Source organism: Andreprevotia lacus DSM 23236 (assembly GCF_900176275.1).
Classification (GTDB): domain Bacteria; phylum Pseudomonadota; class Gammaproteobacteria; order Burkholderiales; family Chitinibacteraceae; genus Andreprevotia; species Andreprevotia lacus.
The window spans coordinates 25,609-48,274 of sequence record NZ_FWXD01000026.1 but is presented as its reverse complement, the minus strand read 5'-3'; the positions used below and the strand labels follow the sequence as shown (position 1 = coordinate 48,274).

Here is a 22,666-nt window from a genome sequence, read left to right as displayed (position 1 = left end):
GGCAAATAGCTGCACGCCGCGCCGGCAAGCAAGCTAGGGCCTGTTAACACTTATTTCACGCTTGCGTTCGGGGTAGTTCGGGATGGAGCGCAAGGCGCAGAACGCGCCGCGGTACGGGTACCGCAAGCGGTTTGCAACGCAGCGAACCGCCCGAAATACCCCGAACCCGCAGGGCTGGGCCGCAAAGAGGCCATCTACGGCGTTACGCGCCTTGGCAATAACCGGTTATTGCCTGCGTTGCGTGCCTTGTAGCTGACCTCTTTGCGGCCCAGCGCAAGCGCGAAATAAGTGTTAACAGGCCCTAGCGGTTTTGCCCGGGTTGCCACAGCACGTCCGGCTGCCCGGCGTGACGGTTGGCGACGCGGCACAGCACAAACAACAGGTCGGACAGACGGTTCAGATACTTGATGCCGGTGGCCTCCAGCACCTCGACCTTGTCCAGCGCCACCAGCGTGCGCTCGGCGCGGCGGCATACGCAGCGCGCCACATGCATCTGCGCCGCAGCGCGCGAACCACCGGGCAGAATGAACTCGGCCAGCGGCGGCAGTTGCGCATTGAAGGTGGCGACCGCCTCTTCCAGCCGCACCAGTTGCCGCTCGCTGATGGCCACATGGCCCGGAATGCACAGCTCGCCCCCCAGATCGAACAGATCGTTCTGGACCTTGGTCAGGCAATCGACCACTTCTGCCGGCAGCGTTTCGGTAAGCACTACGCCCAGTTGCGAGTTCAGTTCGTCCACCTCGCCCAGCGCAGCAATGCGGATGCTGTCCTTGGGCACGCGCGTACCGTCGCCAAGGCTGGTTTCGCCGCCATCGCCGCCACGGGTGGTGATGGTCGTCAGTCTGTCTGTCATGTTCTGCCTTTGAGCCCGCCTGCGATCTGGTTTTACGCCACGCCGCCGGCAGGTATTTTGAAAAGCCGGGCCGGATCAGCGCTGGATGTCGCGCAGCAGGCCCAGATAGATGTCGTCTTCGTCTTCGAAAATGTCGTTGCCACCCAGCGCCAGCGCCTCCTTGAACGATTCGAGGGCGCTGTCGCGTTCGCCCAGTTCATAGGCGCACTGGCCAAGGCGCAAGTGCACGAAGGGGTTTTCCTCGCCACCGGCACAGTCAAGCGCATCGAGCAACACTTCGGCCGCAGCGGCAAAATCGCGCTTCTGGAACAAGGTATCGCCAATGGCGATCAGTACCAGCGTGCTGGCCTCCCACGGCTGGCGCTCGGACGGCAGCAGCGCTTCGGCCTCGCGGTATTTCTTCAGCGCGCCATCGTCATCGCCGCGCTCGAACAGGCGGTCGCCCGCGTCGAGCAGCGCCACGATCTGGTCATGCAAAATGGCCGGCAACACACTCATCGTTTCATTCCTGTTCGTCGTGCGCGTTGGCCACATCGACCAGCGTCGGTTTCAGGATGGCAAGCACGTCGGCCGGGGGCAAGCCCACCAGAAAGCCGCGCTTGCCACCATTGAGGTAAATCCGCTCCAGCGCGGCAATGCTGCGCTCCATATACACCGGCATGGCCTTGCGCGTGCCGAAGGGCGAAGTACCGCCTACCATATAGCCCGAATGCTTGTTGGCAATGTCGGGGGCGCAGGGATGGATAGCCTTCTTGCGCAGCAAACGCGCCAGATTCTTGGTCGAAACCTCGCAATCACCATGCATCAGCACCACCAGCGGCTGGCGGTTTTCGTCTTCCATCACCAGCGTCTTGATGACCGCATGTTCATCAACGCCCAGCTCGCGTGCCGATACGGTCGTACCGCCCTTTTCCTCGTACTCATACAGGTGTTCGGTGTAGGCCACCTTGTGCTGGCGCAACACGCGCACGGCGGCGGTAACGGGGGCTTTTTCGCTCATGGCCGGTTTCTGGAACGGAAGGTTGCGAGGGTACAATAGCCGACTGAGCAACTCAACCAAGCGCGATGCTGCGTATGCACACCCTGGCCGACCTGATCACCCCCACGCGCTTTGGCCAATTGCCTGCTGCATTCTACAGCCCTACGCCCCCCACACCGCTCCCTGGCCCACAGCTGGTGAACTGGAATGCCGAGCTGGCACAGGCGCTGGGGCTTGCCGCCGCCGGTGATGATCCGGCGCTGGCCGAGTATCTGGTGGGCAACCGGCTGGCGACGGATGCGCAGCCGCTGGCCAGCGTGTATTGCGGTCACCAGTTTGGCGTATACGTGTCGCAACTGGGTGACGGTCGCGCCATCCTGATCGGCGACGCATGCGACGTGCAAGGCACCCTGCACGAAATCCAGCTCAAGGGCGCCGGGCAGACGCCCTACTCGCGCCGTGGCGACGGCCGCGCGGTGCTGCGCAGCTCAATCCGTGAATACCTGTGTTCCGAGGCCATGCATGGCCTGGGCATCCCCACCACCCGCGCACTGGGCATTGCCGGCTCGCCCGAGCGCATCTGGCGCGAAACGGTCGAGACCGCCGCCGTGGTCGCGCGGGTTGCGCCGACTTTCGTGCGCTTCGGCCATTTTGAATACTTCTTCTATCAGGGTGAGCACGAACTGCTGCGCACCTTGGCCGACTGGACCATAAATCACTTCTACCCGGATTGCCACGGCGCCGACAACGCCTATCTGGCGCTGCTTGATCATGTGATCGCGCGCACCGCCACGCTGATTGCACAGTGGCAGGCGGTCGGCTTCTGCCACGGCGTGATGAACACCGACAATATGTCCATCCTCGGCCTGACGCTCGATTACGGCCCGTTCGGCTTCATGGATGGCTTTGATGCCGGCCATATCTGCAATCATTCGGATGACAGCGGCCGCTATGCCTACAACCAGCAGCCGCAAATCGCGCTGTGGAACCTGCATTGTCTGGCACAAGCACTATTGCCGCTGCTGCCCGACCGTGACGCCGCGATTACCGCACTGCACCGCTTCCAGCCGCTGTTCGAGGCCGCTTTTGCCGAGCAGCTACGCCGCAAGCTCGGTTTTGCCGTCTGGCAGGAAAGCGACTGGACGCTGGTGACCGAACTGTTCGAACTGATGCACGCCTCGCGCACCGACTGGACCCACTTCTGGCGCACGTTAGGCGAAGCGGGCGCCAGCACCACGCTGCGCGACCTGTTCGTTGATCGGGCTGCATTCGATGGCTGGCTGGCGCAATACCAGCAGCGCGTGGCACAAGAAGGTGGCGATGATGCCCAGCGACGCACCGCCATGCAGCAAGCCAATCCGCGCTACGTGCTGCGTAACCATCTGGCCGAAATCGCCATCCGCGCGGCCGAGCGTGGCGAATTCGGCGAGGTGGACCGCCTGCTCGTCTGCCTGCGCCACCCGTACGACGAGCAGCCGGAATACGCCGACTATGCTGCCTTGCCACCAGATTGGGCGACGTCGCTGAGCGTGTCCTGCTCGTCGTAGACCCGCCTCACGCCGGCTGGCAGCCTGATTTGGTGCAATCCCGGACAAGCCTGCACGGTTTCTGGGATAATCCTGCGGTCACAAATCCTTCACAGAGTTTCCCATGCTCGATCTTTTCAGCGGGCTAAGCTTGGGCATCGGCCTGAGCCTGGCGCTGGCGCTGTTTTTCGTGCTCGCATTCGAATTCATCAACGGCTTTCACGACACGGCCAATGCGGTCGCCACCGTGATCTACACCAAGGCCATGCCGCCCAATCTGGCGGTAATGCTGTCCGGCCTGTTCAACTTTGCCGGGGTGATTGCCGGTGGGCTGGGCGTCGCCTACGCCATCGTGCACTTGTTGCCGGTAGACCTGCTGATCAATGTCAACAGCACCCAGGGTCTGGCCATGGTGTTCTCGCTGCTGGCAGCAGCCATCCTGTGGAACCTCGGCACCTGGTATTTCGGCCTGCCGGCATCCAGCTCGCACACCTTGATCGGCTCCATCCTTGGTGTGGGCCTGATGAACGCCATCATGCTTGGCACACCGCTGACCACTTCGATCAATTGGCAAAAAGCCATCGATATCGGCCTCGCACTGCTGGTGTCACCGCTGGTGGGCTTTGCCATCGCCGGCCTGCTGCTGTGGACACTCAAGCGCAAGTGGCCACTGGCCAAAATGCACAAGACGCCAGATACCCGCCGCGAAGTCAGCGGCAAGAAACATCCGCCGTTCTGGAATCGTCTGGTCTTGGTGCTCTCCGCCATGGGGGTGAGCTACGCGCACGGCTCCAACGACGGCCAGAAGGGTATCGGCCTGATCATGCTGGTGCTGATTGGTATCGTACCGGGCAAATTCGTGCTTGATCTGGACAGCACCACTTACCAGATCGAGCGCACCCGCGATGCCACCGTGCACCTGCAACAGTTCTACGAACGCAATGGTGCCGCGCTGAGCGACTACCTGTCGCTGCACAAAGGCAATGGCAGCGAAATGCCGGCCAAGTTCCGCTGCGAAGCCAGCCTGACCATGCCGACCATCAGTGCATTGCTCAAATCGGTAGAAGGCATCAAGAACTACAACGAACTAACGCCGGACAGCCGCACCCAGGTGCGCCGCTACCTGCTGTGCCTGGACGACACGGCCAAGAAGGTCGCCAAGCTGCCAGCGCTGCCGGCACAAGAGCGCAAGGACCTGGAAAACCTGCGCAAGGACCTGACCGCCACCACCGAATATGCGCCCTTCTGGGTCATCGTTGCCGTCGCACTCGCACTGGGCCTCGGCACCATGGTGGGCTGGAAGCGCGTGGTACAGACCGTGGGCGAGAAAATCGGCAAACAGGGCATGACTTACGCTCAGGGCATGAGTGCCCAAATCACGGCCACCGCCGCAATCGGCATGGCCAACGTGTTTGGCCTGCCGGTCTCGACCACCCACGTGCTGTCTTCGGGCGTGGCTGGCACCATGGTGGCCAACGGCACCGGCGTGCAGTTCGCCACGGTGAAGAAAATCCTGCTGGCCTGGGTGCTGACCCTGCCTGCCGCAATGGGCCTGTCGGCCGGCTTGTTCTGGCTGTCGGTCAAAATCTTTGTCTGACCGCCTGCCCCGGCAAACCGAAAGGCCGCGTTGATACGCGGCCTTTTTCATCCGGAATGGCGGGACAGTTACAGGCCTGCCAGTTCCTTGATGTGCGCAGCCACACTGCGACCCAGCGCAGACAAATCGTAGCCCCCTTCCAGCATCGATACGATGCGGCCCTGCGCATGCTTGCGCGCCACCTGCTTGATCTGGCGCGTAACCCACGCATAGTCGGCCTCGACGAGGCCCATGGACGACATATCGTCTTCCAGATGTGCATCAAACCCGGCCGACACAAAGATGAACTGCGGCGCAAACACATCCAGCGCGGGCAGCCATTTCTCCACCACCATCTCGCGGAACTGCACACCGGTGGTGGCGCGTGGCAGCGGCACATTCAGCATATTGGGGCCACGCGGCTCATCGCCGCTGTAGGGGAAGAACGGATGCTGGAAGAAACCGACCATCAGCACACGCGGGTCGGTGCAAAAGATGTCCTCGCTGCCATTACCATGGTGCACGTCGAAATCGACTATCGCCACGCGCTCGATGCCGTACTCGGCCATCGCATGGGCAGCAGCCACGGCCAGATTGTTGAACAGGCAGAAGCCCATGGCCCGGTTGCGCTCGGCGTGGTGACCAGGCGGGCGTACCGCGCAGAACGCATTGGCAGCCTTGCGTTGCATGACCAGATCAACCGCCTTGATGCCGGCACCGGCAGCGTGATAAGCCGCCAGCAGGCTGAAGCGGTTGATGGCGGTATCGGGGTCGATATGCACATAACCATGGCCGGGCAGCATGGTTGTCAGGCGCTCGATATAGGCTTCGTCGTGCACGCGCATCAGTTGCGCCGTGGTGGCAGCCGGGGCATCGACATGCAGCAGGAAATCCCACAACTGGGCAGCGATCAAACGATCCTGGATGGCGGCAAGCCGGCCCGGGCATTCGGGGTGCCCCTGCCCCATGTCATGCAGCGTGCAGGCCGAATGCGTGAGGTAAGCGGTGATGCCGTCATCTGCCGAATGCAATGTTGCGTCCCTTGTCTGGCGCCCTGCCTTGGGGCGTTTTCGCACGTTGTGCCCGATTTCGAGCCAGGCGGTTAGTGTACGCCGCCGGCCGGTGGCTATCCAGCCATGCTGCGCCTTTGCTTTGTGTTGAAAGGCGAACCATGATGATAGTAAGCAGCTAGGTCGCTGTGCGTGACGAGTCCCCGACCATGACGCATGCACTGTTGTCTTTGATTGTCTCTCTTTCCGTCCTCGCGCCTGTACTGGCATGCGCGCAGGATGACGCCCTGGCGCCATCCGGCTGGCGTATCGATAGCGTGCGTTTCGGCACGGGGGACCTCGCACGCTGGCAAGGCGACAGTGCACCACTACCCGACAATGCCGCCGAACCCCGGCTGCGCAGCGGCTTCGGTTTCCGCATCGGTTATACCGACCGCAACAACTGGCTGTACCAGGTCACCCCCACCCTGGCGCGTACCAGTTCCTGGACCGGTGGTATTGCCACCCAGGAAAGCGGCAGCCGCTTCGACATCAGCACCCTGTCATCACCCGGCTTGCGGCTGGGCTTGGGCGCAGGTGTCTATCACTCGCTCGACCAGACCACGGTGGTGCCCTATGTGCTGGTCAACTGGCAGATCAATCCGCAATGGCTGCTGAGCAATCCGGACCTTGCCAGCCCCGCCGGGCCGGCCGGGCTTGAGCTCAGCTATCGGCCCAGCCAGCGCTGGCAGCTTGCCGCCGGTGGTGGCTGGCAGGTGAGCCGCCTCCGCCTGGCGGGCGACAGCGCAGTCGCCCCGTATGGATTGCTGCAAAGCAGCGGCACACCGGTGTACTTCCGCGTGGGCTATACGGGGGATCGCTCCTGGCAAATCGACCTGTATGCAACCGGCCTGCTGGGCGGCAAACTTTATGTGGAAGACAAAAACGGTAACGCCCTTTCAACAGATCGTTTTAATATTGACCCGACGATAGGCGTCAACTTTACCGGACACTTTTGACCGGCTTTCCTCACGGTCTCCAATTACAAGAACATGGCTCATCCACTCAGCAGCACGCTCCAGCAACTCAATCGCATCATTCTCGGCAAGGAAACCCAGATCAAGCTCGCGCTGGCCTGTTTGCTGGCGCGTGGCCATTTGCTGCTGGAGGACTTGCCTGGTGTGGGCAAGACCACGCTGGCCCATGCGCTTGCGGTCTGCCTGGGGCTGCGCTTCCAGCGCGTGCAGTTCACCAGCGATTTGCTGCCGGCCGACCTGCTGGGCGTCTCGATCTATGAGCGCGACAGCGGCAAGTTCCGTTTCCATCACGGCCCCGTCTTTGCGCAGGTGCTGCTGGGCGACGAAATCAACCGTGCGCCGCCCAAGACGCAATCGGCACTGCTGGAGGCGATGGAAGAACGCCAGGTCACCGTGGACGGTGCCACGCACGCACTGCCCGAGCCTTTTTTCGTGATTGCCACGCAGAACCCGCAGCATCAGATCGGCACCTTTCCGCTGCCCGAATCCCAGCTTGACCGCTTCCTGATGCGCATCGAGCTGGGCTACCCCAGCGCCAGCGCCGAGCGCGCCATGCTGACCGGGCAGGACCGGCGCGACCTGATCGCCACGCTGGATGCAACCATACAGCCCGACGTGCTGCTGGCCGCGCAAAAGTCGGTGGCCGCGCTGCATGTCAGCCCGGCCTTGCTCGACTATGTGCAGGCACTGGCCAGCGCCACGCGCAGCCACCCCGACTTTGCCTACGGCCTGTCACCACGCGCGCTGCTGGGCCTCGTCAACGCAGCCCGTGCCTGGGCCTGGCTGGATAACCGCGATTTCGTCGTGCCGGAGGATGTACAAGCGGTATTCCCCGGCGTGGCTGGCCACCGCCTGCCCACGCGGGCCAGCGGCCGCCCCGATCCGCGCTCGGCCGCCGAGCTGCTGGGCAGCGTTGCCGTCCCCTGAGCCCGGCCCGCACACCATGAAACGACCTGCCTGGCTGGAACAACGCTGGCAACGCTGGCTGGCCCGCCGTCATCCACCCGGCGCCAGCTCGCTGGCGCTGCGGCACAACCGTATCTATGTACTGCCCAGCGGTTTCGGCTTTGCCTTTGCCGCAATGGCTGTGCTGGTGCTGGTGGGAGCCATCAATTACCAGATCAGCCTAGCCTACAGTTTTGCCTTCCTGATGATCGGTTTGGGGCATGCCGGCCTGTTGCATGGTTTTCGCAACCTGCTGGGGCTGAAGCTGACCGCCGGTCTGGCCGAGCCGGTATTTGCCGGCGAATCGGCGCACTTCCCCATCCGGCTGGACAGCGAAAAACCCCGCCAGGCCATCATGCTGCGCGCGGGCGACAATGACGCGGTGGCGGTGCCACGCGTCGATCCGCCCGGCGGGGTTGAGGTATGGCTGCCGGTCGGCGCCACCGAGCGTGGCTGGCTGACCCTGCCCAAGCTCGGGCTGGAAACGCATTACCCCAGCCAGCTCTGCCGGGTATGGAGTTATGCCAATCTGCATGCACGTTGTCTGGTTTACCCGCGCCCCGAGCCCGATGCCCCCTCCTACCGCACGCAGGGCGCTGCCGAGCCCGGCGGCGAGGTACAACGCACCGGCGATGACGATTTTGCCGGGCTGCGCCGCTATCAGCCGGGCGACCCGATCCGCCGCATTGCGTGGAAACAGGCTGCCCGCGACGAGCGGCTGAGCGTGAAACAATATGAAAGTCCGCAAAGCGCGTCCTTCCATTTCGACTGGCACGACCTGCCAGGCATGAGCGACGAAGCCCGCTTGTCGCGACTGACCGCTTGGGTACTGGCGGCAGAAAACAACGATGACCGCTATGGGCTGATCCTGCCCGGCGCCCGGCTGCCGCTGGACCAGGGCCCGGTGCACTGCGCCGCCTGTCTGACTGCGCTGGCGCTGTACGGAAAGCACGCATGAGCACCTTGCGCGACGACCTGCCCCGCCAGCCGCTCTATGGCTCGATAGCCGCCTTGTTCCTGGCGCTGCTGCCCCACATGACGCAGCTGGCCCCGTGGCACGCACTGCTGATTTTGTTGCCATTGGGCTGGCGTGGCCTGCTGGCCTGGCAAGGGCACGATCTGCCGCGCCGCTGGCTGCGCTACGGTTATTCGCTACTGCTGATTGGTGTTGTGTTCCTGCAGTTCCACACCCTGTTCGGCCGTGAGGGCGGTGTGGCCTTGCTCACCAGCCTGCTGTCAATGAAATTGCTGGAAACACAGCACCGGCGCGATGCACGGGTGCTGTCATTGCTGGCTTTTTTTACCGTCGGCGCGGCGTTTCTGGTGTCGCAGGCCTTCTGGATGCTGGCTTATACCATAGGCTGCGCCATCGCCATCATGGCGCAGCTGCGGGCATGGCAGCGGCTGGACGGCAAGCTGGATGCATTTGAATACAAGCGCTCGGCGTGGATGGTGCTCGAAGCCCTGCCCATCATGCTGCTGCTGTTCTTCCTGTTCCCGCGCCTGTCCGGGCCGCTATGGCAAATGCCGGACGACAGCGGCAGCGCCAGCATCGGCCTGTCGGACGACATGACGCCAGGCAGCTTCACCAACCTCGCGCGTGATGACAGCGTGGCCTTCCGGGTCTCGTTCAATGGCAAGCTGCCGCCGCAGCGTGATTTGTACTGGCGCGGCCCGGTGCTCGAATTCTATGACGGCGTAGGCTGGCAACAACTGGGCAGCAAGCAGGATGCGCCCGGCGATGCCGCACCGGAGTTGCAGCCGCTGGGCGATATCGTCCGCTATACGATGACGCTGGAGCCACACAACCGCAACTGGCTGCTGGCGCTGGATGTACCACTGCCCGGCACCCTGCCGCCGGGCAGTCACCTGAGCAGCCGCTTGCAACTGCTGGACGACAAGGCGGTCAGCTCGCGCAAACGCATCTCCTTGCAAAGCGTGCTGGCCTGGCGCACCAGCACACCGGCCGCCGACCTGGTCAATGACGAGCTGCAGTTGCCGGTCGGGGGCAATCCGCGAGCACGCGAGCTGGCCGCAAGCTGGGCACCGCTGTCACCGCAGGCGCGTGTCGACGCCGCGCTGGCCTATCTGCACAACAACAGCTTTGTCTATACGCTGGATGCGCCACTGCTGTACGGGCGCAATACCATTGATGATCTGCTGTTCAGCACCAAGGCAGGCTTTTGCGAGCACTATGCCGGCGCCTTCGTCTTCCTGATGCGGGCCGCCGGCGTACCGGCGCGCGTGGTCACCGGCTATCAGGGCGGCGAGCTGAATCAGGATTACTTCATCGTGCGGCAAACCGATGCGCACGCCTGGGCCGAGGTCTGGCTGGCCACGCGTGGCTGGCAGCGGGTAGACCCCACCGCCATGGTTGCGCCTGGCCGCGTCACGCAGGGCGTGGCGCGCAGCGCGGCAGGCAAGCAAAAACTGCCCTATCTGGTACGCGGCGACAGCCCGTGGCTGTCGGCGCTGCGCCTGCGCTGGGATGGTGCGGTGTATGGCTGGAACCGCTGGGTGATCGGTTATGATGCGCAGCGCCAGTTGCAACTGCTGGGCAGCCTGGGCATCGAGGATTTCGGCTCGCCGCGCCTCTTGATGTGGCTGGGTGGCTGCCTGGGGCTGTTCGTGCTGTTCTATGTGGTCATGCACCATTTGCAGAGCCGCCGGCAGCGACCGGAGCTGTCACAGCGCTTGTGGTTGCACTTTGTGGCACAACTGGCGCGCCACAAGCTGACCCAGCGGGCGAATGAGGGCCCGGGCAGCTTTGCCGAACGTGCCGCGCGCGCACTGCCTGCGCATGCCGCAGACATCCAGCGCATCTGCTATCTGTATCTGCAGGCGCGCTATCGCAATCGATCCGGCGCGGAACTCGAACTGCAGCGACGCGTCAACGCATTCAAACCTTGACTGATAGTGGCGCAATGCAGCTGCTGCCATGCAGCGCTCCGCGCTCAGCCTGACGGATTTCACCATGCCACGTTTTTTGCCTGAACCTTCATACAAGCATGACCAGCCGCCACGCATCGGCGTATTGCTGGTCAATCTGGGCACACCCGCCGCACCGACTGCTGCAGCACTCAAGCCGTATCTGCGTGAGTTCCTGTCCGACCCGCGCGTAGTCGAAATCCCGCGCCTGCTCTGGCAACCGATATTGCGCGGCATCATCCTCAACACCCGGCCGAAGAAATCGGCGCTGAAATACGCCAGCATCTGGGGCAAGGAAGGCTCGCCGCTGCAAATGTGGACCGCCAAGCAGGGCAGCCTGCTCAAGGGCTATCTGGGCGAGCAACTGCAGGCGCCGCTGGTGGTGAACTATGCCATGCGCTATGGCCAGCCCTCGGTAGCCAGCCGGCTGGACGAGATGAAGGCTGCCGGCTGTGATCGCATCCTGGTGGTGCCGCTCTACCCGCAGTACGCCGCCAGCAGCACCGCCAGCGTGGGCGATGCGGTATTTGCGCAGCTGCGCCGCTATCGCAACCAGCCCGCCGTGCGTACCGTGCACCATTTCCATGACGACCCGGGCTATATCGCCGCGCTGGCGCAATCGGTGCGTGAGTACTGGCAGATGAACGGTCGTGGCCAGCATCTGCTGATGAGCTTTCACGGTATTCCCCGCCGCTCGCTCGATCTGGGTGATCCATATCACTGTCACTGCCTGAAAACCGGCCGGCTGCTGGCCGAAGCGCTTGGGCTGTCGGCAGACCAATATACCGTGGCCTTCCAGTCGCGCTTTGGCCGGGCCGAATGGCTCAAGCCCTATACCAGCGATGTATTGAGCACCCTGCCCCGCAAGAACGTGCGCGAGCTGGACGTGATCTGCCCCGGCTTTGTTGCCGACTGTCTGGAAACCCTCGAAGAGATTGCGATGGAAGGCAAGCAAACTTTCCTGTCAGCCGGCGGAACGGGCTTTCGTTATATACCCTGTATGAATGACAGACCCGCGTGGATACACGCGCTGGCCGGCCTTGTAACCCGCGAGCTTTCAGGCTGGCTCACGCCGGGCTGGCAAGCCGAAACGGCCCTGGCCGAGGCAAGGGAAAGCCAGCAGCGCGCACGCGCACGCGGGCATCAAAATTAACTTGGGTATTCCAGAAATTACAGTTAAACTCAGCAGTAAGATTCAACTTACAACTGGAGGTTTAGCCCCATGAGCACCCGGCTCTTTCTCGCCGAAGACGATCTTATTCTCGCGGATGCGCTGAAAACCAGCCTTTCCCAGGCGGACTTCCAGGTCGATTGCGTCAACGACGGCGCGCTGTCCTTACAGATTCTGCTGCACAACGACTACGATGTCGTGGTGCTCGATATCGGCCTGCCGAACATGGACGGTCTGACCGTGCTCCGCAACGTTCGTCAGCACAAACCGTCGCTGCCCATCCTGATCCTGACCGCACTTGATGGGCTGGACGAGCGTGTTGCCGGTCTCGATGCCGGCGCCGACGATTACCTTGCCAAACCGTTCGAGTTCGCCGAACTGGAAGCCCGTCTGCGCGCACTGCTGCGCCGCAGCCAGATCCTGCCGCAATCGGTACAGCAACTGGGTAACCTGCGTCTGGACCGTGCCGGCCAGCGTGCATGGTGCAACGACACCCCGCTCGACCTGTCCGCACGTGAGCTGACCGTTCTGGAAATCCTGATGTCCAACATCGATCGCGTGGTCACCAAGGAACAGATCGTGTCGGAACTGGGTTCGGACAATGCCGAAGTCGGCCTGAACGCCATCGAAGTGTACGTACACCGCCTGCGCAAGAAGCTGGAACCTTGTGGCGTGGTGATCCGTACCATCCGTGGCCTGGGCTACCTCCTCGAGAAGCAGCAACCGTTCGCACAGGATGTCGCAGGGTAAGTTCTCCCTGAAACGGCAGCTGCTGCTGTGGCTGCTGTTTCCGCAACTGGTGCTGTGGCTGGCTGGCGCCTTCCTCAGCTATCAGGTTGCGACGCACTATGCCAACGCCGTCATCGACAACAGCCTGTTGCAGACGGCGCGGGCAGTTGCCCGCCAAGCCGGCCCGCAGGGGCACGGGCAGGCGGGCGATCTTGCGCGCATCATCCCGCTGCTGATCGACGACAATCCGGACGACGCACTGGTTTATTCGGTGTGGACCGAGCCGGGCAAGCCGATTGCCGGCAATGCAGCACTACCCCCGCCGCCAGACTCCGTACAAACCGCGGGCCAGCCCTCCTTCTATACCGCCGATGGCACGCACGGGTCATTGCGGCTGGTTTCGCTGATCGAGCAGATCAACAACGGCCCGCAACTGCATGTGCAGATCGGTCGCACCTTCAACAGCCAGCTCTATCGCGAAATCCTCGTTGCCACCGCCTTGCCGCTGGGCGTACTCATCATCGCCATGAGCGTGCTGGTGTGGTGGGGTATAGAGCGCGGCCTGCTGCCGCTGACCCGCCTGCAGCGGCTGGTCGGCAACCGCTCGGCGCAAGACCTGGCGCCGCTGGAACTGGTGGATGCCCCGCAGGAAGTGCATGCGATCAGCAATGCGCTCAACCAGTTGCTGTCGACCACCAACGAGAGCATCAGCCGGCAGCGCCGCTTCATTGCCGATGCCGCGCACCAGCTGCGCACGCCGCTGGCCGGGCTGAAGTCGCAAACCGAACTGGCGCTGCGCGAAACCTCGCCCGATACACTGCGTGACCGGCTGAACATGGTACACGCCAGCGCCACGCGCAGCATTCACCTCGTCAACCAGCTGCTGACCCTGGCGCGCTCCGAACCAGGCAGCACCAATGGCATGCCCACGGTGCGCGTCGATCTTGCCAAACTGATGCGCGAGCTGACCGCCGAGTGCGTACCACGCTCGCTGGCTGCGGGCATGGACCTGGGTTGCGATACCTCGCTGAGCAGTGCCGTGATCGACGGTAACCCGGCGCTGTTGCGCGAGTTGTTCATCAACCTGATCGAAAACGCCATCAAATACATTCCACGCGGCGGCAGCATCACCGCGCGGCTGGAAGAAGACGACAAAAACTATATCGTCGACGTCGAGGACGACGGCAACGGTATTCCGGACGAACAGAAGCCACGCGTGTTCGAGCGCTTCTTCCGTGTGAACCAGAACGAGGGCAATGGCTGCGGTCTGGGTATGGCCATCGTCAAGGAAATCGCCGAACGCCACGGCGGCAGCGTCGAGCTGCGCGATGCACAGCCGCACGGCCTGATCGTGCACGTTGTACTGCCCAAGAGCCGCTGACAGCTGCTTGGGCAACCGACACAACCCGGCTTGAGCGCAGCCGCAGAACCCGACACTGCGCTGCTGGCAAGGCGCGAAGCACAATCAGCAAAGCCATGCGGCAAGTATGTGCAAGACCACCGGCAGTGGTTTTGCGTTGACACCACCGATCCCGCACACCCAATCCGCTCACTCAATCAATATCGCGCGGCTCACCCGGCAGCCCCAAGGCAGCAGCCAGCATCAGCAGCATGCCGGCAGTGGCGCCCCAGACGGTCTTCCCTTCGCACTCGATGAAATGGCTGCGCCCGCGCATGCCACGTCGCTCAACCCAACGGCGCTCGTAGCGGGCCGGATCAAGCAAGGCCGCCGCCGGCAGCTCGAACACCGCCGCAACCTCGGCAGGGTCGGCACGCAACTGCAAGGCATGCGGATCAATGCAGGCTACAACAGGGGTCACGTCGTAACCGCTGACCGTGGCATAACGCCCCAGCAGCCCGGCCACCTGCACGTGTTGCGCCGGCAAACCCACCTCTTCCCAGCTTTCGCGCAGCGCTGCGGCGATCACATCGGCGTCGTCTGCTTCGACCCGGCCACCGGGAAAACTGATCTGGCCAGCATGATGAGGCAAATGCGCAGCACGCTCGGTCAGCAAGATGGTCGGCCCTTCGGCGCGCAATACCAGGCCGATCAGCACTGCAGCCGCCTTGTGCACATACAGGTCAGGATGATCGCCACGTCGGGCCGGAACATGCCCCGCAAGCCTGTCCTGCAGCCAGGGCAGCAGTGCGCTGGCGGGGGGCATCATGCATCCACCCTGGGCAGGCGGAAGTCGCGCACATGCGCAATCAAACGCAGCGCCAGCCCGCCGGCAAACAGCGGCCAGGCCACAATGGGGCCGGCATAACCCAGCCCGTACAGGCCGAACAAGGCCACGGCCACCAGAATGGCCACCGTGCCATAGAAATCCTCGTGCAGGATGAAAGGCACGTCGTTCACCATCATGTCGCGCACCAGCCCGCCACCAACGGCGCTGACAAAACCAAGGAAAGCTACGCCAAACAGGTTGAGCCGCGCGTCTATGCCGACCTGTGCACCGGCAATGCTGAACGCCACCAGACCGATGGAATCTGCCACGATGAACAGCTTGACCAGCAAGCCCTTGTTGCGCCGGTGCAGCTTGATGGCCCAGATCACGGCCAGCGTCATGAAGATGGTGTAAAGCGGCTCGGCATCCAGAAAAATACGTGGCACGCGGTTGACCAGCACGTCGCGGATCATGCCGCCGCCAATAGCGGTCAGCAGTGCAAGAATCACCACGCCCAGCACGTCAAACTGCTTGCGTGCACCGATCAGATAGCCGGATACGGTAAACGCCGCCGTGCCGATCAGGTACAGCCAGTCAAACTGGAACAGGGTATGCAGAAGGGGCATGACCGCGCCGGCATGCACGCCGGCAAAGAAGTTGTCGATGCTTTCAGTTTACGCGGGCGCGGTGCTCACCGCTTCAGGGCTTGCCCCAATTGGCCGGCCAATTCGGACATCGGTGGCCACTGCCGCCTCACCTCGTCCAGCCTGCCGGCACGCGCATGCTGCTCGACCTGGCTGCACAGCACCGACATGTGCGCCGCCCCGAGTTGGGCGGCAGCGCCCTTGAGCTTGTGCGCGGCCTCGACCGCCTCATTGCTATTCGCCGCGTAAAGCGCCTGGGCCAGCCGCTTCAGGCATTCGTCCTGGGTGACGAAATAGGCTTCGAGCAGCTCGCCACGCATGTCCATGCCAAGAAGTTGCTGCAGCTGAACAAAGGTGGCCTCGATGCTGGCCAGCTCCTCGCGGGGATCGAACATGGGTAAATCCGGTGCTTGTTATATGGTTTTTTACTAATCTACCGGTTAATGCGACCGGAATAAAGTCCGGTCAGGTACAAGCGCGTTCGAGCAAGGCAGCGGCTGCGTTATAATCGCGCTTTATTGCCTGCCAGAAGCATACGCATGAGCCGCAAAATCCTCGTTACCTCCGCCCTTCCCTACGCCAACGGTGCCATTCACCTGGGCCATCTGGTCGAATATATCCAGACCGATATTTGGGTGCGGTTCCAGAAGATGCGTGGCCATACCTGCCACTATGTCTGTGCCGACGATACGCACGGCACGCCCATCATGCTGCGCGCCGAAAAGGAAGGCATCACGCCCGAGACGCTGATCGAACGCGTGCATGGCGAACACCTGCGCGACTTCACCGGCTTCCATGTCGGCTTCGACAATTACTACAGCACCAATTCGGAAGAGAACCGCCAGTTTTCCTACCGTATCTACGATGCGCTGAAAAAGGACGGCAAGATCGTCAGCCGCACTATCAGCCAGCTCTATGATCCGGTGAAGAACATGTTCCTGCCGGACCGCTTCGTGAAGGGTGAATGCCCCAAGTGCGGCGCCAAGGATCAATATGGCGACAACTGCGAAGTGTGCGGCACCACCTATCAGCCTACCGAGCTGAAGAACCCGTATTCGGTGGTATCCGGCGCTACACCGGAGCTGCGCGATTCCGAGCACTATTTCTTCAAATTGGGTGATTGCGAAGCTTTCCTCAAGGAATGGGTGAAAACGCCGGGTAAGCTGCAAGAAGGCGCCGCCAACAAGATGCAGGAGTGGTTCGAAGCCGGCCTGAACGACTGGGACATCTCGCGCGATGCGCCTTACTTCGGCTTTGAAATCCCCGATGCGCCAGGCAAGTATTTCTACGTCTGGCTGGATGCGCCGGTCGGCTACATGGCCAGCCACAAGAACCTGTGTGACCGCCTGGGGCTGGATTTCGACAGCTACTGGAGCAAGGACAGCGAGGCCGAGCTGTATCACTTCATCGGCAAGGACATCCTGTATTTCCACGCGCTGTTCTGGCCGGCCATGCTGGAATACGCCGGCTATCGCACGCCGACCGCCATCAACGCGCACGGTTTCCTCACCGTGGACGGCGCCAAGATGAGCAAGAGCCGTGGCACCTTCATTACCGCCGAATCTTATCTGCGCCACCTGAACCCGGAATGGCTGCGCTACTACTACGCTGCCAAGCTCAATGCCAGCATCGAGGATACCGACCTCAATCTGGACGATTTCGTCGCACGCGTGAACAGTGACCTGATCGGCAAGTACATCAATATCGCCAGCCGCGCTGCAGGCTTCATCAGCAAGCGCTTTGGCGGCGAACTGTCGCGCGAACTGAACTCGCCCCTGCTGGCCAAGCTGCAGGCTGCTGCAGAAGGCATCGCCGCCAGCTTCGAGGCACGCGAATACAGCCGCGCCGTGCGCGACATCATGGCGCTGACCGATGAAGTGAACCAGTACGTCGACCAGAACAAGCCGTGGGAACTGGCCAAGCAGGAAGGCCAGGATGCACTGCTGCAGGAAGTCTGCTCGGTACTGATCAACGCCTTCCGCCTGCTGACCATCTATCTCAAGCCGGTGCTGCCCAAGCTGGCAGCCGACGTGGAAGCCTTCCTGAACGTCGCACCCCTGGGCTGGGCCGATGCCGCTACCCTGCTGCTGGGCCACGCCATCAACCCCTACCAGCACCTGATGACGCGCATCGACCCCAAGCAGATCGAGGCCATGGTGGAAGAAAACAAGGAAAGCCTGGCACCCGCTGCAGCACCGGTGGCTGCGCCCGATTATGAAATCCCGCCGATTACCGAAACCATCAGCATCGACGATTTCATGAAAGTGGACCTGCGCATCGCCCGCATTGCCAATGCGCAGCACGTGGAAGGCGCTGAAAAGCTGCTGCAGCTGACACTGGACCTGGGCACCGAAACGCGCAACGTGTTTGCCGGCATCAAATCGGCCTACAAACCGGAAGACCTGATCGGCAAGCACACCGTCATGGTGGCCAACCTGGCGCCGCGCAAAATGAAATTCGGCATGAGCGAGGGCATGGTGCTGGCGGCAGGTGGTGATGGCGGGCTCTATATCCTCGAACCGCACGCCGGCGCCAAGCCGGGCATGCGGGTCAAGTAAGCCGCTTCAAGACAAACCGGCGCGGCAAGCGCCGGTTTTGCATTCAGACAGGGCATGCTGGCAGGCTGCTATGCTGTGGATGCCCGCCCCCAGCCCAGAAACCACCACCATGAGCCAACCCACCCCGGATATCACCGCCTGCCTGCTGCGCGTTTACGGCGTGGTGCAAGGTGTCGGCTTCCGTTACAGCACCGTGCTGGCGGCCCGGCGCATTGGCGTATGCGGCTGGGTGCGCAACCGCCGTGACGGCAGCGTGGAAATCCATGCGCAGGGCGCAGCGGCAGCGGTCGAAGCCTTGGCGGCCTGGGCGCAGCACGGCCCGCCCTCGGCACAGGTGGAACGACTGGAATGCAGCGATGCCGCAGCCGGCCTGTACGATGGCTTTGAAGAACACCCTACCCTGTGAGCATCATCGTCGTCATGGGTGTAGCCGGCAGCGGCAAGACCACCATAGGCATGCTGCTGGCAGCACGGCTGGGCTGCCCGTTTACCGATGCCGATACCCTGCACAGCGCCGCCAACAAGGCAAAAATGGCGGCAGGCCTACCGCTGGATGATGCAGATCGCCAACCGTGGCTGGCATCAGTCCGCGCTGCGATTGAAACTGCACAACGGGCCGGGCAGCCACACGTATTCGCCTGCTCTGCCTTGAAAGCGGCCTACCGCGATGCGCTGAGCCAAGGCGATACCGCAATCCGTTTCGTCTTCCTGCATGGCAGCCCTGCCTTGCTTGCCGAACGACTGGCAGGCCGCAGTGGCCATTTCTTCAACCCGGCACTACTGGATAGCCAGCTGGCGACGCTGGAAGCGCCTATAGGTGCGCTGCAGATCGATATTGCAGCGCCACCAGCCAGCATCGTGACCCGGATTCTGGCCGCACTGCAATAGGTCAACTGAAAACAAAAAACGCGGCCCAGGCCGCGTTTTTCACGAGCCACCGCGTGGCTCAGTCGATCAGTTTTTCGTAGTCGATCGCCATCATCAGCCCACCCCAGTGCCGGCCCTGCACGTTTACCGGCACCGAGATCAGGCTGAAGATATCACCCACGTCGCGCACATAGGCCTGGAACAGCAGCGGGTCGCGGTCCAGCGAGCATTTCTTCAGCATCGGGTTGCCATCGTGGAAGCGTTTGTCGCGGCCGTTGCCGGTGTTGAACTTCACGTCCGGGCCGTGCGGCTTGCAGTACTTGCTGACGTGCGTGGGCGGGTAGGCATGGTCGTTATGGCAGATCACGGTAAGATCGCAGCCCGGCACCTGCTGGGTATAGCGGTCGAATAGCTGCTGGAAGCGCTTTTCATACTCGCGGTCGTAACTGGTGTGGTACTGCGTGGGGTTGGTGCCGGCAATCGGCTGGTAGTTGTGGTCGAACAGGTTGAAGCCTTCCTTCGTCATCGCGTCCAGCTTGCCCTCGCAGTCCTGCTGGCACTGGCTGAGCTGATCCATGGCGCGGTCGAAGCGATGATCACCCAGGCGGAACAGCCCCACGGTTTTCATCACGCGCTCGGTCGATTCACTCAACTGGCCGGACAGCGCGCTGGTTTCACGCATCTGCTCGGCAATGTGGCCGGTCAGCTCGTGCATGCGGCTGACATTGCCCACCACTTGCTGGTGGTTGATGCGCAGCTCATCCACGGCGGTACGTATGGTGGAGACCTCGCTTTCCACCTTGTTGGCGCCGCTGCTGAACTCGCTGAGCTGGCGGCTGGCCACGTCCAGATTGCTGGCGGCCTCGTTCACGCTCTGCATGATTTCCTCGGCCGAGCGCGCGGTGTCCTGCGATTGCGAGGAAATACGGTCGATATTGCCGCCAACCGTCTCGGTCAGTACACGGGTGCGCTCGGCCAGCTTGCGCACCTCGTCGGCCACCACGGCAAAACCACGGCCCGATTCACCGGCGCGCGCCGCCTCGATGGCGGCATTAAGCGCCAACAGATTGGTCTGGTCGGAAATGCCCTTGATCAGCTCAACGCTGGAGGCAATCGAACGGCTGGCAGTCACCAGTTCCTGAATGCCGGTGACGAATTGCTGCATCAGCTGCGCGACATCGCGCGCGGTCATGTTGGCCGATTCGACATCGCTGCGCGTGGCCGACGCAGCACGCGCCAGTTCCTGCGCAAAGCCGGCAATGATGTCGATGCTGGCGTGGACATGATTCACCGCCTCGGCAGCATGCGTGGCACCCGCCAGGATCTCGGTCGACAGCACTTCCTGCTCGCTGGCCTCGGTAGTCACATCCTTGACTTGCTTGGCGATCTTGACCGCGTTGATCGACACCTTGATCTGTGCGCTGCGTATGCTGTGCAGGCTCTGCGCCAAGCCGCTGCGAAACCGGTTGAACGCGGCAGCCAGCGCGGCAAAGGCACCCGTGGCCGGCAGCGGCGTGCGCAAATCACCCGCCCCCTGCGCACTGAGCGTATCAAGCTGCTGATTGAAGCGGCGCAGGTCTGCCTGCGCACGTGCGCCCAGCCAGACCGCCAGCGCGGCCAGCAGCAGCGCAATGGCAATGACCACGCCACCCGCCCAGCCATTCCACTGGCTTGCCAGCACTGCACCGGCAATCAGGCCCAGCAGCGTCTGCAGGGCCAGCAAGCCATCCTTGTGTGAGTATCCCATCCAGCGCTCCGCGCTCCCTGCGTGTTCTTATTGCGGTCGGGTTGATGCCAAGCAACATTATGGGAGCGTTTTAGCAGTCCATGCCTGCTGTATGCAAGCGGAGCGCGATGTTTCAAGTCAGACCGTTGAAATGCACCAACATATGCTGCAGATAAGCGCTGACAGCGGGCTCTCCTTCTGCTGGCGCCCAAGCTGCCTTTTCTGCCGTTTCCAGCGGCGCGTAGGGGCCGGCCTTGCTCTCGAAAAACACGCAATCGGGGGTGAGCGCCACCAGGCTGTGAAAGGTGCCGGCCGGTACGTTCACGCCAACCACCGCGCCGCCCGGCGCGATCACGCAGATTTGCTCGATGCGGCCGCCCTCGTCGAAGTAAAGCACGCCCATGCTGCCAGCCAGCGCGATGATGGACTCGGACTTGCCCGCATCCAGATGGCGATGCGGCTGAATGTAGGTGCCAGGCTGCAGCGCATTGATCAAGCGATGACAGGCATCTGCATTGTCGGCGTGGAAATTCTGGTTCTTGCGCAGGCGCGGCGCCTGTGCGGCTTCGGCAGCCAGCGCGGCAAGCGTGGCCTGATCGATGAGGCGGGGTTGGGACATCGGGGGATTCCGGCGAAAAAAAACCCGGAACACACGCCCCGGGCTACCAACAACATCTACAAAGGAGAACTATCAATGCGCTAAGCGTGCGCATCAACAGAGTAGGTACTTTACCCAAGTAACGGCCAAATAGTCAAATGGATTCAATGCCTTGCGAGCAGAGAAAGCCGGCCACCGCTTCTGTATGCCCCGCACAGCTCCCGGCGGCCGCTCGGGGGTATAATCACCCTTTGCATTCCGGTTTGCGTCATGTATCTGCCCGACCCCCGCCTGTACCCGCGCGTGAACGCGCAAAACCCCGTCATCCGCGCACTGATGTCCTGGCTGACCGAAGCCGACGGCAATGTAGCCGTGCAAAAGCGCGCGGCGCTGGCCGGCCTGTTTGAAGAACTCATTCTGAGCAACGACAACGCCGGTTTGAATGCCGCACTGACGCAAGCACCTTCGCAGGATGCCTACAAGGCGCTGTGGGCGCTGCTGCGCGAAGCCGTCGAAAATCCCCCCGCTGATGCAGCGTGCTGGGCCGTGCCGTTCGCCATCCCGGTCATCCTGGTGGCCGGTGCCAAGGGTGAAGTCACCCTGCCTCACCATATCGACCCGGCTGCCGTCCGCGCCACGCTGCAAAGCGGCGGCCTGATTGCCGAGGGTGCCGACGTATGGCTGGCGGGCGATCTGCTGACGCCGGATCAGCTGGCTGGCATCAGCCCGCCGCAGCTGGCACGCTGGCGCGATCAGTTGCAGGATACCGCTGCGGGCCTGCCGCGCGCGTTCGAGGCCACGCCGCTCAAGTTCAAGGACGAGGCGGTGTTCCAGCGCTATCTGGTTGGCGTGGCCATCCAGCAGCGCGGTGCGGCAATGGCCATCCAGCTCAATGCCCAACCGGGCCAGTGGACGCTGGCGCTGCAGCAAAAGCTGGGCGAAGCACTCAAGACACCGGGCGTGACCTTGTTCCCGATTCCACGCGTGCCACTGAGCTGGCTGGCTGCGCTGGAAACCGGCCGCGTTACGCAGCTGGAAACCCGTTTGCAGGTGGCTACCAGCAACGCGCTGCGCAGCATACGCAGCAACGGCCACACCCCGGTGGTCACAATTGCCAGCCATGAGGGTGGCGAAATCCGCATCAGTTATTCGATGCGTGAGGACAAGGAGCGCTGGGAAGGCTTTGTCTGGCGTCTGGCGCCACTCGACTCGGCCGAGCGCATCCACCACTTCGCCGATGAATTGTTCCGCGAATGCCGCCAGGACGATATCCAGCTGATCGAGGCCGTGCAGCCCGATCTGGATACCGACGGCCTGCCCTTCTTCGTCACGGCGCACATTCCGCCAGTCACCCAGCAATAACCGGAGGCAT

The 22,666-nt window shown here is 62.6% G+C and carries 22 protein-coding genes; 13 read left to right on the top strand and 9 right to left on the bottom strand.

All coding sequences use genetic code 11. The features are described from left to right. Window positions 1–301 precede the first annotated feature (301 nt). The 3 genes from B9A19_RS17415 to ybaK all read right to left on the bottom strand — a co-directional run bounded on the left by B9A19_RS17415 (window position 302) and on the right by ybaK (window position 1,853). Window positions 302–853 (bottom strand): cob(I)yrinic acid a,c-diamide adenosyltransferase, encoded by a 552-nt coding sequence (locus B9A19_RS17415; RefSeq protein ID WP_084092435.1) that lies wholly within the window; start codon window positions 851–853, stop codon window positions 302–304. A 75-nt stretch (window positions 854–928) separates the two neighbouring features. Beyond that, entirely contained in the window at window positions 929–1,351 is a 423-nt protein-coding gene (locus B9A19_RS17410) for a tetratricopeptide repeat protein (RefSeq protein ID WP_084092434.1), read from the bottom strand. Window positions 1,352–1,355: 4 nt separating this feature from the next. Next, window positions 1,356–1,853 carry a Cys-tRNA(Pro) deacylase gene (gene ybaK / locus B9A19_RS17405; RefSeq protein WP_084092433.1) on the bottom strand — a complete coding sequence of 166 codons (498 nt, stop codon included), beginning with the start codon at window positions 1,851–1,853 and terminating at the stop codon, window positions 1,356–1,358. A gap of 74 nt (window positions 1,854–1,927) precedes the next feature. Between ybaK and B9A19_RS17400 the strand changes: the two genes are divergently transcribed. Both B9A19_RS17400 and B9A19_RS17395 read left to right on the top strand, forming a co-directional pair. Then, a complete protein-coding gene (locus B9A19_RS17400; protein WP_084092440.1) occupies window positions 1,928–3,379 on the top strand; it encodes a protein adenylyltransferase SelO in 1,452 nt (483 codons plus the stop codon). A gap of 103 nt (window positions 3,380–3,482) precedes the next feature. Further along, complete coding sequence (locus tag B9A19_RS17395) at window positions 3,483–4,955, top strand: inorganic phosphate transporter (RefSeq protein ID WP_084092432.1); 1,473 nt, start codon at window positions 3,483–3,485, stop codon at window positions 4,953–4,955. A 68-nt stretch (window positions 4,956–5,023) separates the two neighbouring features. On the opposite strand, the gene B9A19_RS17390 is transcribed toward B9A19_RS17395, so the two are convergent. After that, window positions 5,024–5,965, bottom strand: coding sequence for a histone deacetylase family protein (locus B9A19_RS17390; protein ID WP_444541718.1), 942 nt, complete (start codon window positions 5,963–5,965; stop codon window positions 5,024–5,026). 188 nt (window positions 5,966–6,153) lie between these two features. Here B9A19_RS17390 and B9A19_RS17385 point away from each other — a divergent pair, with 188 nt between their 5' ends. The 7 genes from B9A19_RS17385 (at window position 6,154) to B9A19_RS17355 (ending at window position 14,114) form a co-directional block, all read left to right on the top strand. Then, window positions 6,154–6,942 carry a hypothetical protein gene (locus tag B9A19_RS17385; RefSeq protein WP_139798935.1) on the top strand — a complete coding sequence of 263 codons (789 nt, stop codon included), beginning with the start codon at window positions 6,154–6,156 and terminating at the stop codon, window positions 6,940–6,942. A gap of 33 nt (window positions 6,943–6,975) precedes the next feature. After that, the gene (locus B9A19_RS17380; protein WP_084092429.1) at window positions 6,976–7,887 is read left to right on the top strand and encodes an AAA family ATPase; all 912 of its coding nucleotides are present in this window, start codon (window positions 6,976–6,978) and stop codon (window positions 7,885–7,887) included. Between the two features lie 16 nt (window positions 7,888–7,903). Beyond that, a complete protein-coding gene (locus B9A19_RS17375) occupies window positions 7,904–8,863 on the top strand; it encodes a DUF58 domain-containing protein (protein ID WP_176216998.1) in 960 nt (319 codons plus the stop codon). After that, on the top strand, window positions 8,860–10,815 hold the full coding sequence (locus B9A19_RS17370; RefSeq protein ID WP_084092427.1) for a transglutaminase TgpA family protein: 1,956 nt from the start codon (window positions 8,860–8,862) through the stop codon (window positions 10,813–10,815). Before B9A19_RS17375 ends, B9A19_RS17370 begins: the two co-directional genes overlap by 4 nt. 64 nt (window positions 10,816–10,879) lie before the next feature. Further along, window positions 10,880–11,986: a ferrochelatase gene (gene hemH, locus B9A19_RS17365; RefSeq protein WP_084092439.1), complete on the top strand. Its 1,107-nt coding sequence runs from the start codon at window positions 10,880–10,882 to the stop codon at window positions 11,984–11,986. A gap of 69 nt (window positions 11,987–12,055) precedes the next feature. Further along, window positions 12,056–12,754: a response regulator transcription factor gene (locus tag B9A19_RS17360; RefSeq protein ID WP_084092426.1), complete on the top strand. Its 699-nt coding sequence runs from the start codon at window positions 12,056–12,058 to the stop codon at window positions 12,752–12,754. Further along, window positions 12,741–14,114, top strand: coding sequence for a sensor histidine kinase (locus tag B9A19_RS17355; RefSeq protein WP_084092425.1), 1,374 nt, complete (start codon window positions 12,741–12,743; stop codon window positions 14,112–14,114). The genes B9A19_RS17360 and B9A19_RS17355 overlap by 14 nt, the downstream gene beginning before the upstream one ends. 172 nt (window positions 14,115–14,286) lie before the next feature. On the opposite strand, the gene B9A19_RS17350 is transcribed toward B9A19_RS17355, so the two are convergent. The 3 genes from B9A19_RS17350 to B9A19_RS17340 form a co-directional block, all read right to left on the bottom strand. Continuing rightward, entirely contained in the window at window positions 14,287–14,901 is a 615-nt protein-coding gene (locus B9A19_RS17350) for a CoA pyrophosphatase (protein WP_084092424.1), read from the bottom strand. Next, on the bottom strand, window positions 14,898–15,527 hold the full coding sequence (locus B9A19_RS17345) for a trimeric intracellular cation channel family protein (protein ID WP_084092423.1): 630 nt from the start codon (window positions 15,525–15,527) through the stop codon (window positions 14,898–14,900). Before B9A19_RS17345 ends, B9A19_RS17350 begins: the two co-directional genes overlap by 4 nt. A 65-nt stretch (window positions 15,528–15,592) precedes the next feature. Next, window positions 15,593–15,940: an Hpt domain-containing protein gene (locus tag B9A19_RS17340; RefSeq protein WP_084092422.1), complete on the bottom strand. Its 348-nt coding sequence runs from the start codon at window positions 15,938–15,940 to the stop codon at window positions 15,593–15,595. Between the two features lie 144 nt (window positions 15,941–16,084). Here B9A19_RS17340 and metG point away from each other — a divergent pair, with 144 nt between their 5' ends. The 3 genes from metG to B9A19_RS17325 all read left to right on the top strand — a co-directional run bounded on the left by metG (window position 16,085) and on the right by B9A19_RS17325 (window position 18,991). Further along, on the top strand, window positions 16,085–18,103 hold the full coding sequence (gene metG, locus B9A19_RS17335; protein ID WP_084092421.1) for a methionine--tRNA ligase: 2,019 nt from the start codon (window positions 16,085–16,087) through the stop codon (window positions 18,101–18,103). Between the two features lie 109 nt (window positions 18,104–18,212). Beyond that, a complete protein-coding gene (locus tag B9A19_RS17330) occupies window positions 18,213–18,509 on the top strand; it encodes an acylphosphatase (protein ID WP_084092438.1) in 297 nt (98 codons plus the stop codon). Further along, window positions 18,506–18,991 (top strand): gluconokinase, encoded by a 486-nt coding sequence (locus B9A19_RS17325; protein WP_217807104.1) that lies wholly within the window; start codon window positions 18,506–18,508, stop codon window positions 18,989–18,991. Before B9A19_RS17330 ends, B9A19_RS17325 begins: the two co-directional genes overlap by 4 nt. 58 nt (window positions 18,992–19,049) lie before the next feature. Here the strand turns inward: B9A19_RS17325 and B9A19_RS17320 are convergent, their stop codons facing one another. Together B9A19_RS17320 and B9A19_RS17315 are read right to left on the bottom strand one after the other, a co-directional pair. Beyond that, complete coding sequence (locus tag B9A19_RS17320) at window positions 19,050–20,135, bottom strand: methyl-accepting chemotaxis protein (protein WP_444541719.1); 1,086 nt, start codon at window positions 20,133–20,135, stop codon at window positions 19,050–19,052. 694 nt (window positions 20,136–20,829) lie between these two features. Then, window positions 20,830–21,315 carry a WbuC family cupin fold metalloprotein gene (locus B9A19_RS17315; RefSeq protein ID WP_084092419.1) on the bottom strand — a complete coding sequence of 162 codons (486 nt, stop codon included), beginning with the start codon at window positions 21,313–21,315 and terminating at the stop codon, window positions 20,830–20,832. A 249-nt stretch (window positions 21,316–21,564) separates the two neighbouring features. Here B9A19_RS17315 and B9A19_RS17310 point away from each other — a divergent pair, with 249 nt between their 5' ends. Further along, window positions 21,565–22,656: a hypothetical protein gene (locus B9A19_RS17310; protein ID WP_084092418.1), complete on the top strand. Its 1,092-nt coding sequence runs from the start codon at window positions 21,565–21,567 to the stop codon at window positions 22,654–22,656. Window positions 22,657–22,666 lie beyond the last annotated feature (10 nt).

What these genes read in the sequence shown, in the direction of transcription:
- B9A19_RS17355 (WP_084092425.1), top strand. Translation starts at nt 12,741, where the DNA reads ATGTCGCAGGGTAAGTTCTCCCTGAAACGGCAGCTGCTGCTGTGGCTG.
- B9A19_RS17310 (WP_084092418.1), top strand. Translation starts at nt 21,565, where the DNA reads ATGTATCTGCCCGACCCCCGCCTGTACCCGCGCGTGAACGCGCAAAAC.
- B9A19_RS17345 (WP_084092423.1), bottom strand. Translation starts at nt 15,527, where the DNA reads ATGCCCCTTCTGCATACCCTGTTCCAGTTTGACTGGCTGTACCTGATC.
- B9A19_RS17360 (WP_084092426.1), top strand. Translation starts at nt 12,056, where the DNA reads ATGAGCACCCGGCTCTTTCTCGCCGAAGACGATCTTATTCTCGCGGAT.
- metG (WP_084092421.1), top strand. Translation starts at nt 16,085, where the DNA reads ATGAGCCGCAAAATCCTCGTTACCTCCGCCCTTCCCTACGCCAACGGT.
- B9A19_RS17400 (WP_084092440.1), top strand. Translation starts at nt 1,928, where the DNA reads ATGCACACCCTGGCCGACCTGATCACCCCCACGCGCTTTGGCCAATTG.
- B9A19_RS17315 (WP_084092419.1), bottom strand. Translation starts at nt 21,315, where the DNA reads ATGTCCCAACCCCGCCTCATCGATCAGGCCACGCTTGCCGCGCTGGCT.
- B9A19_RS17375 (WP_176216998.1), top strand. Translation starts at nt 7,904, where the DNA reads ATGAAACGACCTGCCTGGCTGGAACAACGCTGGCAACGCTGGCTGGCC.
- B9A19_RS17395 (WP_084092432.1), top strand. Translation starts at nt 3,483, where the DNA reads ATGCTCGATCTTTTCAGCGGGCTAAGCTTGGGCATCGGCCTGAGCCTG.
- B9A19_RS17370 (WP_084092427.1), top strand. Translation starts at nt 8,860, where the DNA reads ATGAGCACCTTGCGCGACGACCTGCCCCGCCAGCCGCTCTATGGCTCG.
- B9A19_RS17350 (WP_084092424.1), bottom strand. Translation starts at nt 14,901, where the DNA reads ATGATGCCCCCCGCCAGCGCACTGCTGCCCTGGCTGCAGGACAGGCTT.
- B9A19_RS17415 (WP_084092435.1), bottom strand. Translation starts at nt 853, where the DNA reads ATGACAGACAGACTGACGACCATCACCACCCGTGGCGGCGATGGCGGC.
- hemH (WP_084092439.1), top strand. Translation starts at nt 10,880, where the DNA reads ATGCCACGTTTTTTGCCTGAACCTTCATACAAGCATGACCAGCCGCCA.
- B9A19_RS17340 (WP_084092422.1), bottom strand. Translation starts at nt 15,940, where the DNA reads ATGTTCGATCCCCGCGAGGAGCTGGCCAGCATCGAGGCCACCTTTGTT.
- B9A19_RS17330 (WP_084092438.1), top strand. Translation starts at nt 18,213, where the DNA reads ATGAGCCAACCCACCCCGGATATCACCGCCTGCCTGCTGCGCGTTTAC.
- B9A19_RS17380 (WP_084092429.1), top strand. Translation starts at nt 6,976, where the DNA reads ATGGCTCATCCACTCAGCAGCACGCTCCAGCAACTCAATCGCATCATT.
- B9A19_RS17385 (WP_139798935.1), top strand. Translation starts at nt 6,154, where the DNA reads ATGACGCATGCACTGTTGTCTTTGATTGTCTCTCTTTCCGTCCTCGCG.
- ybaK (WP_084092433.1), bottom strand. Translation starts at nt 1,853, where the DNA reads ATGAGCGAAAAAGCCCCCGTTACCGCCGCCGTGCGCGTGTTGCGCCAG.
- B9A19_RS17320 (WP_444541719.1), bottom strand. Translation starts at nt 20,135, where the DNA reads ATGCAGCAATTCGTCACCGGCATTCAGGAACTGGTGACTGCCAGCCGT.
- B9A19_RS17410 (WP_084092434.1), bottom strand. Translation starts at nt 1,351, where the DNA reads ATGAGTGTGTTGCCGGCCATTTTGCATGACCAGATCGTGGCGCTGCTC.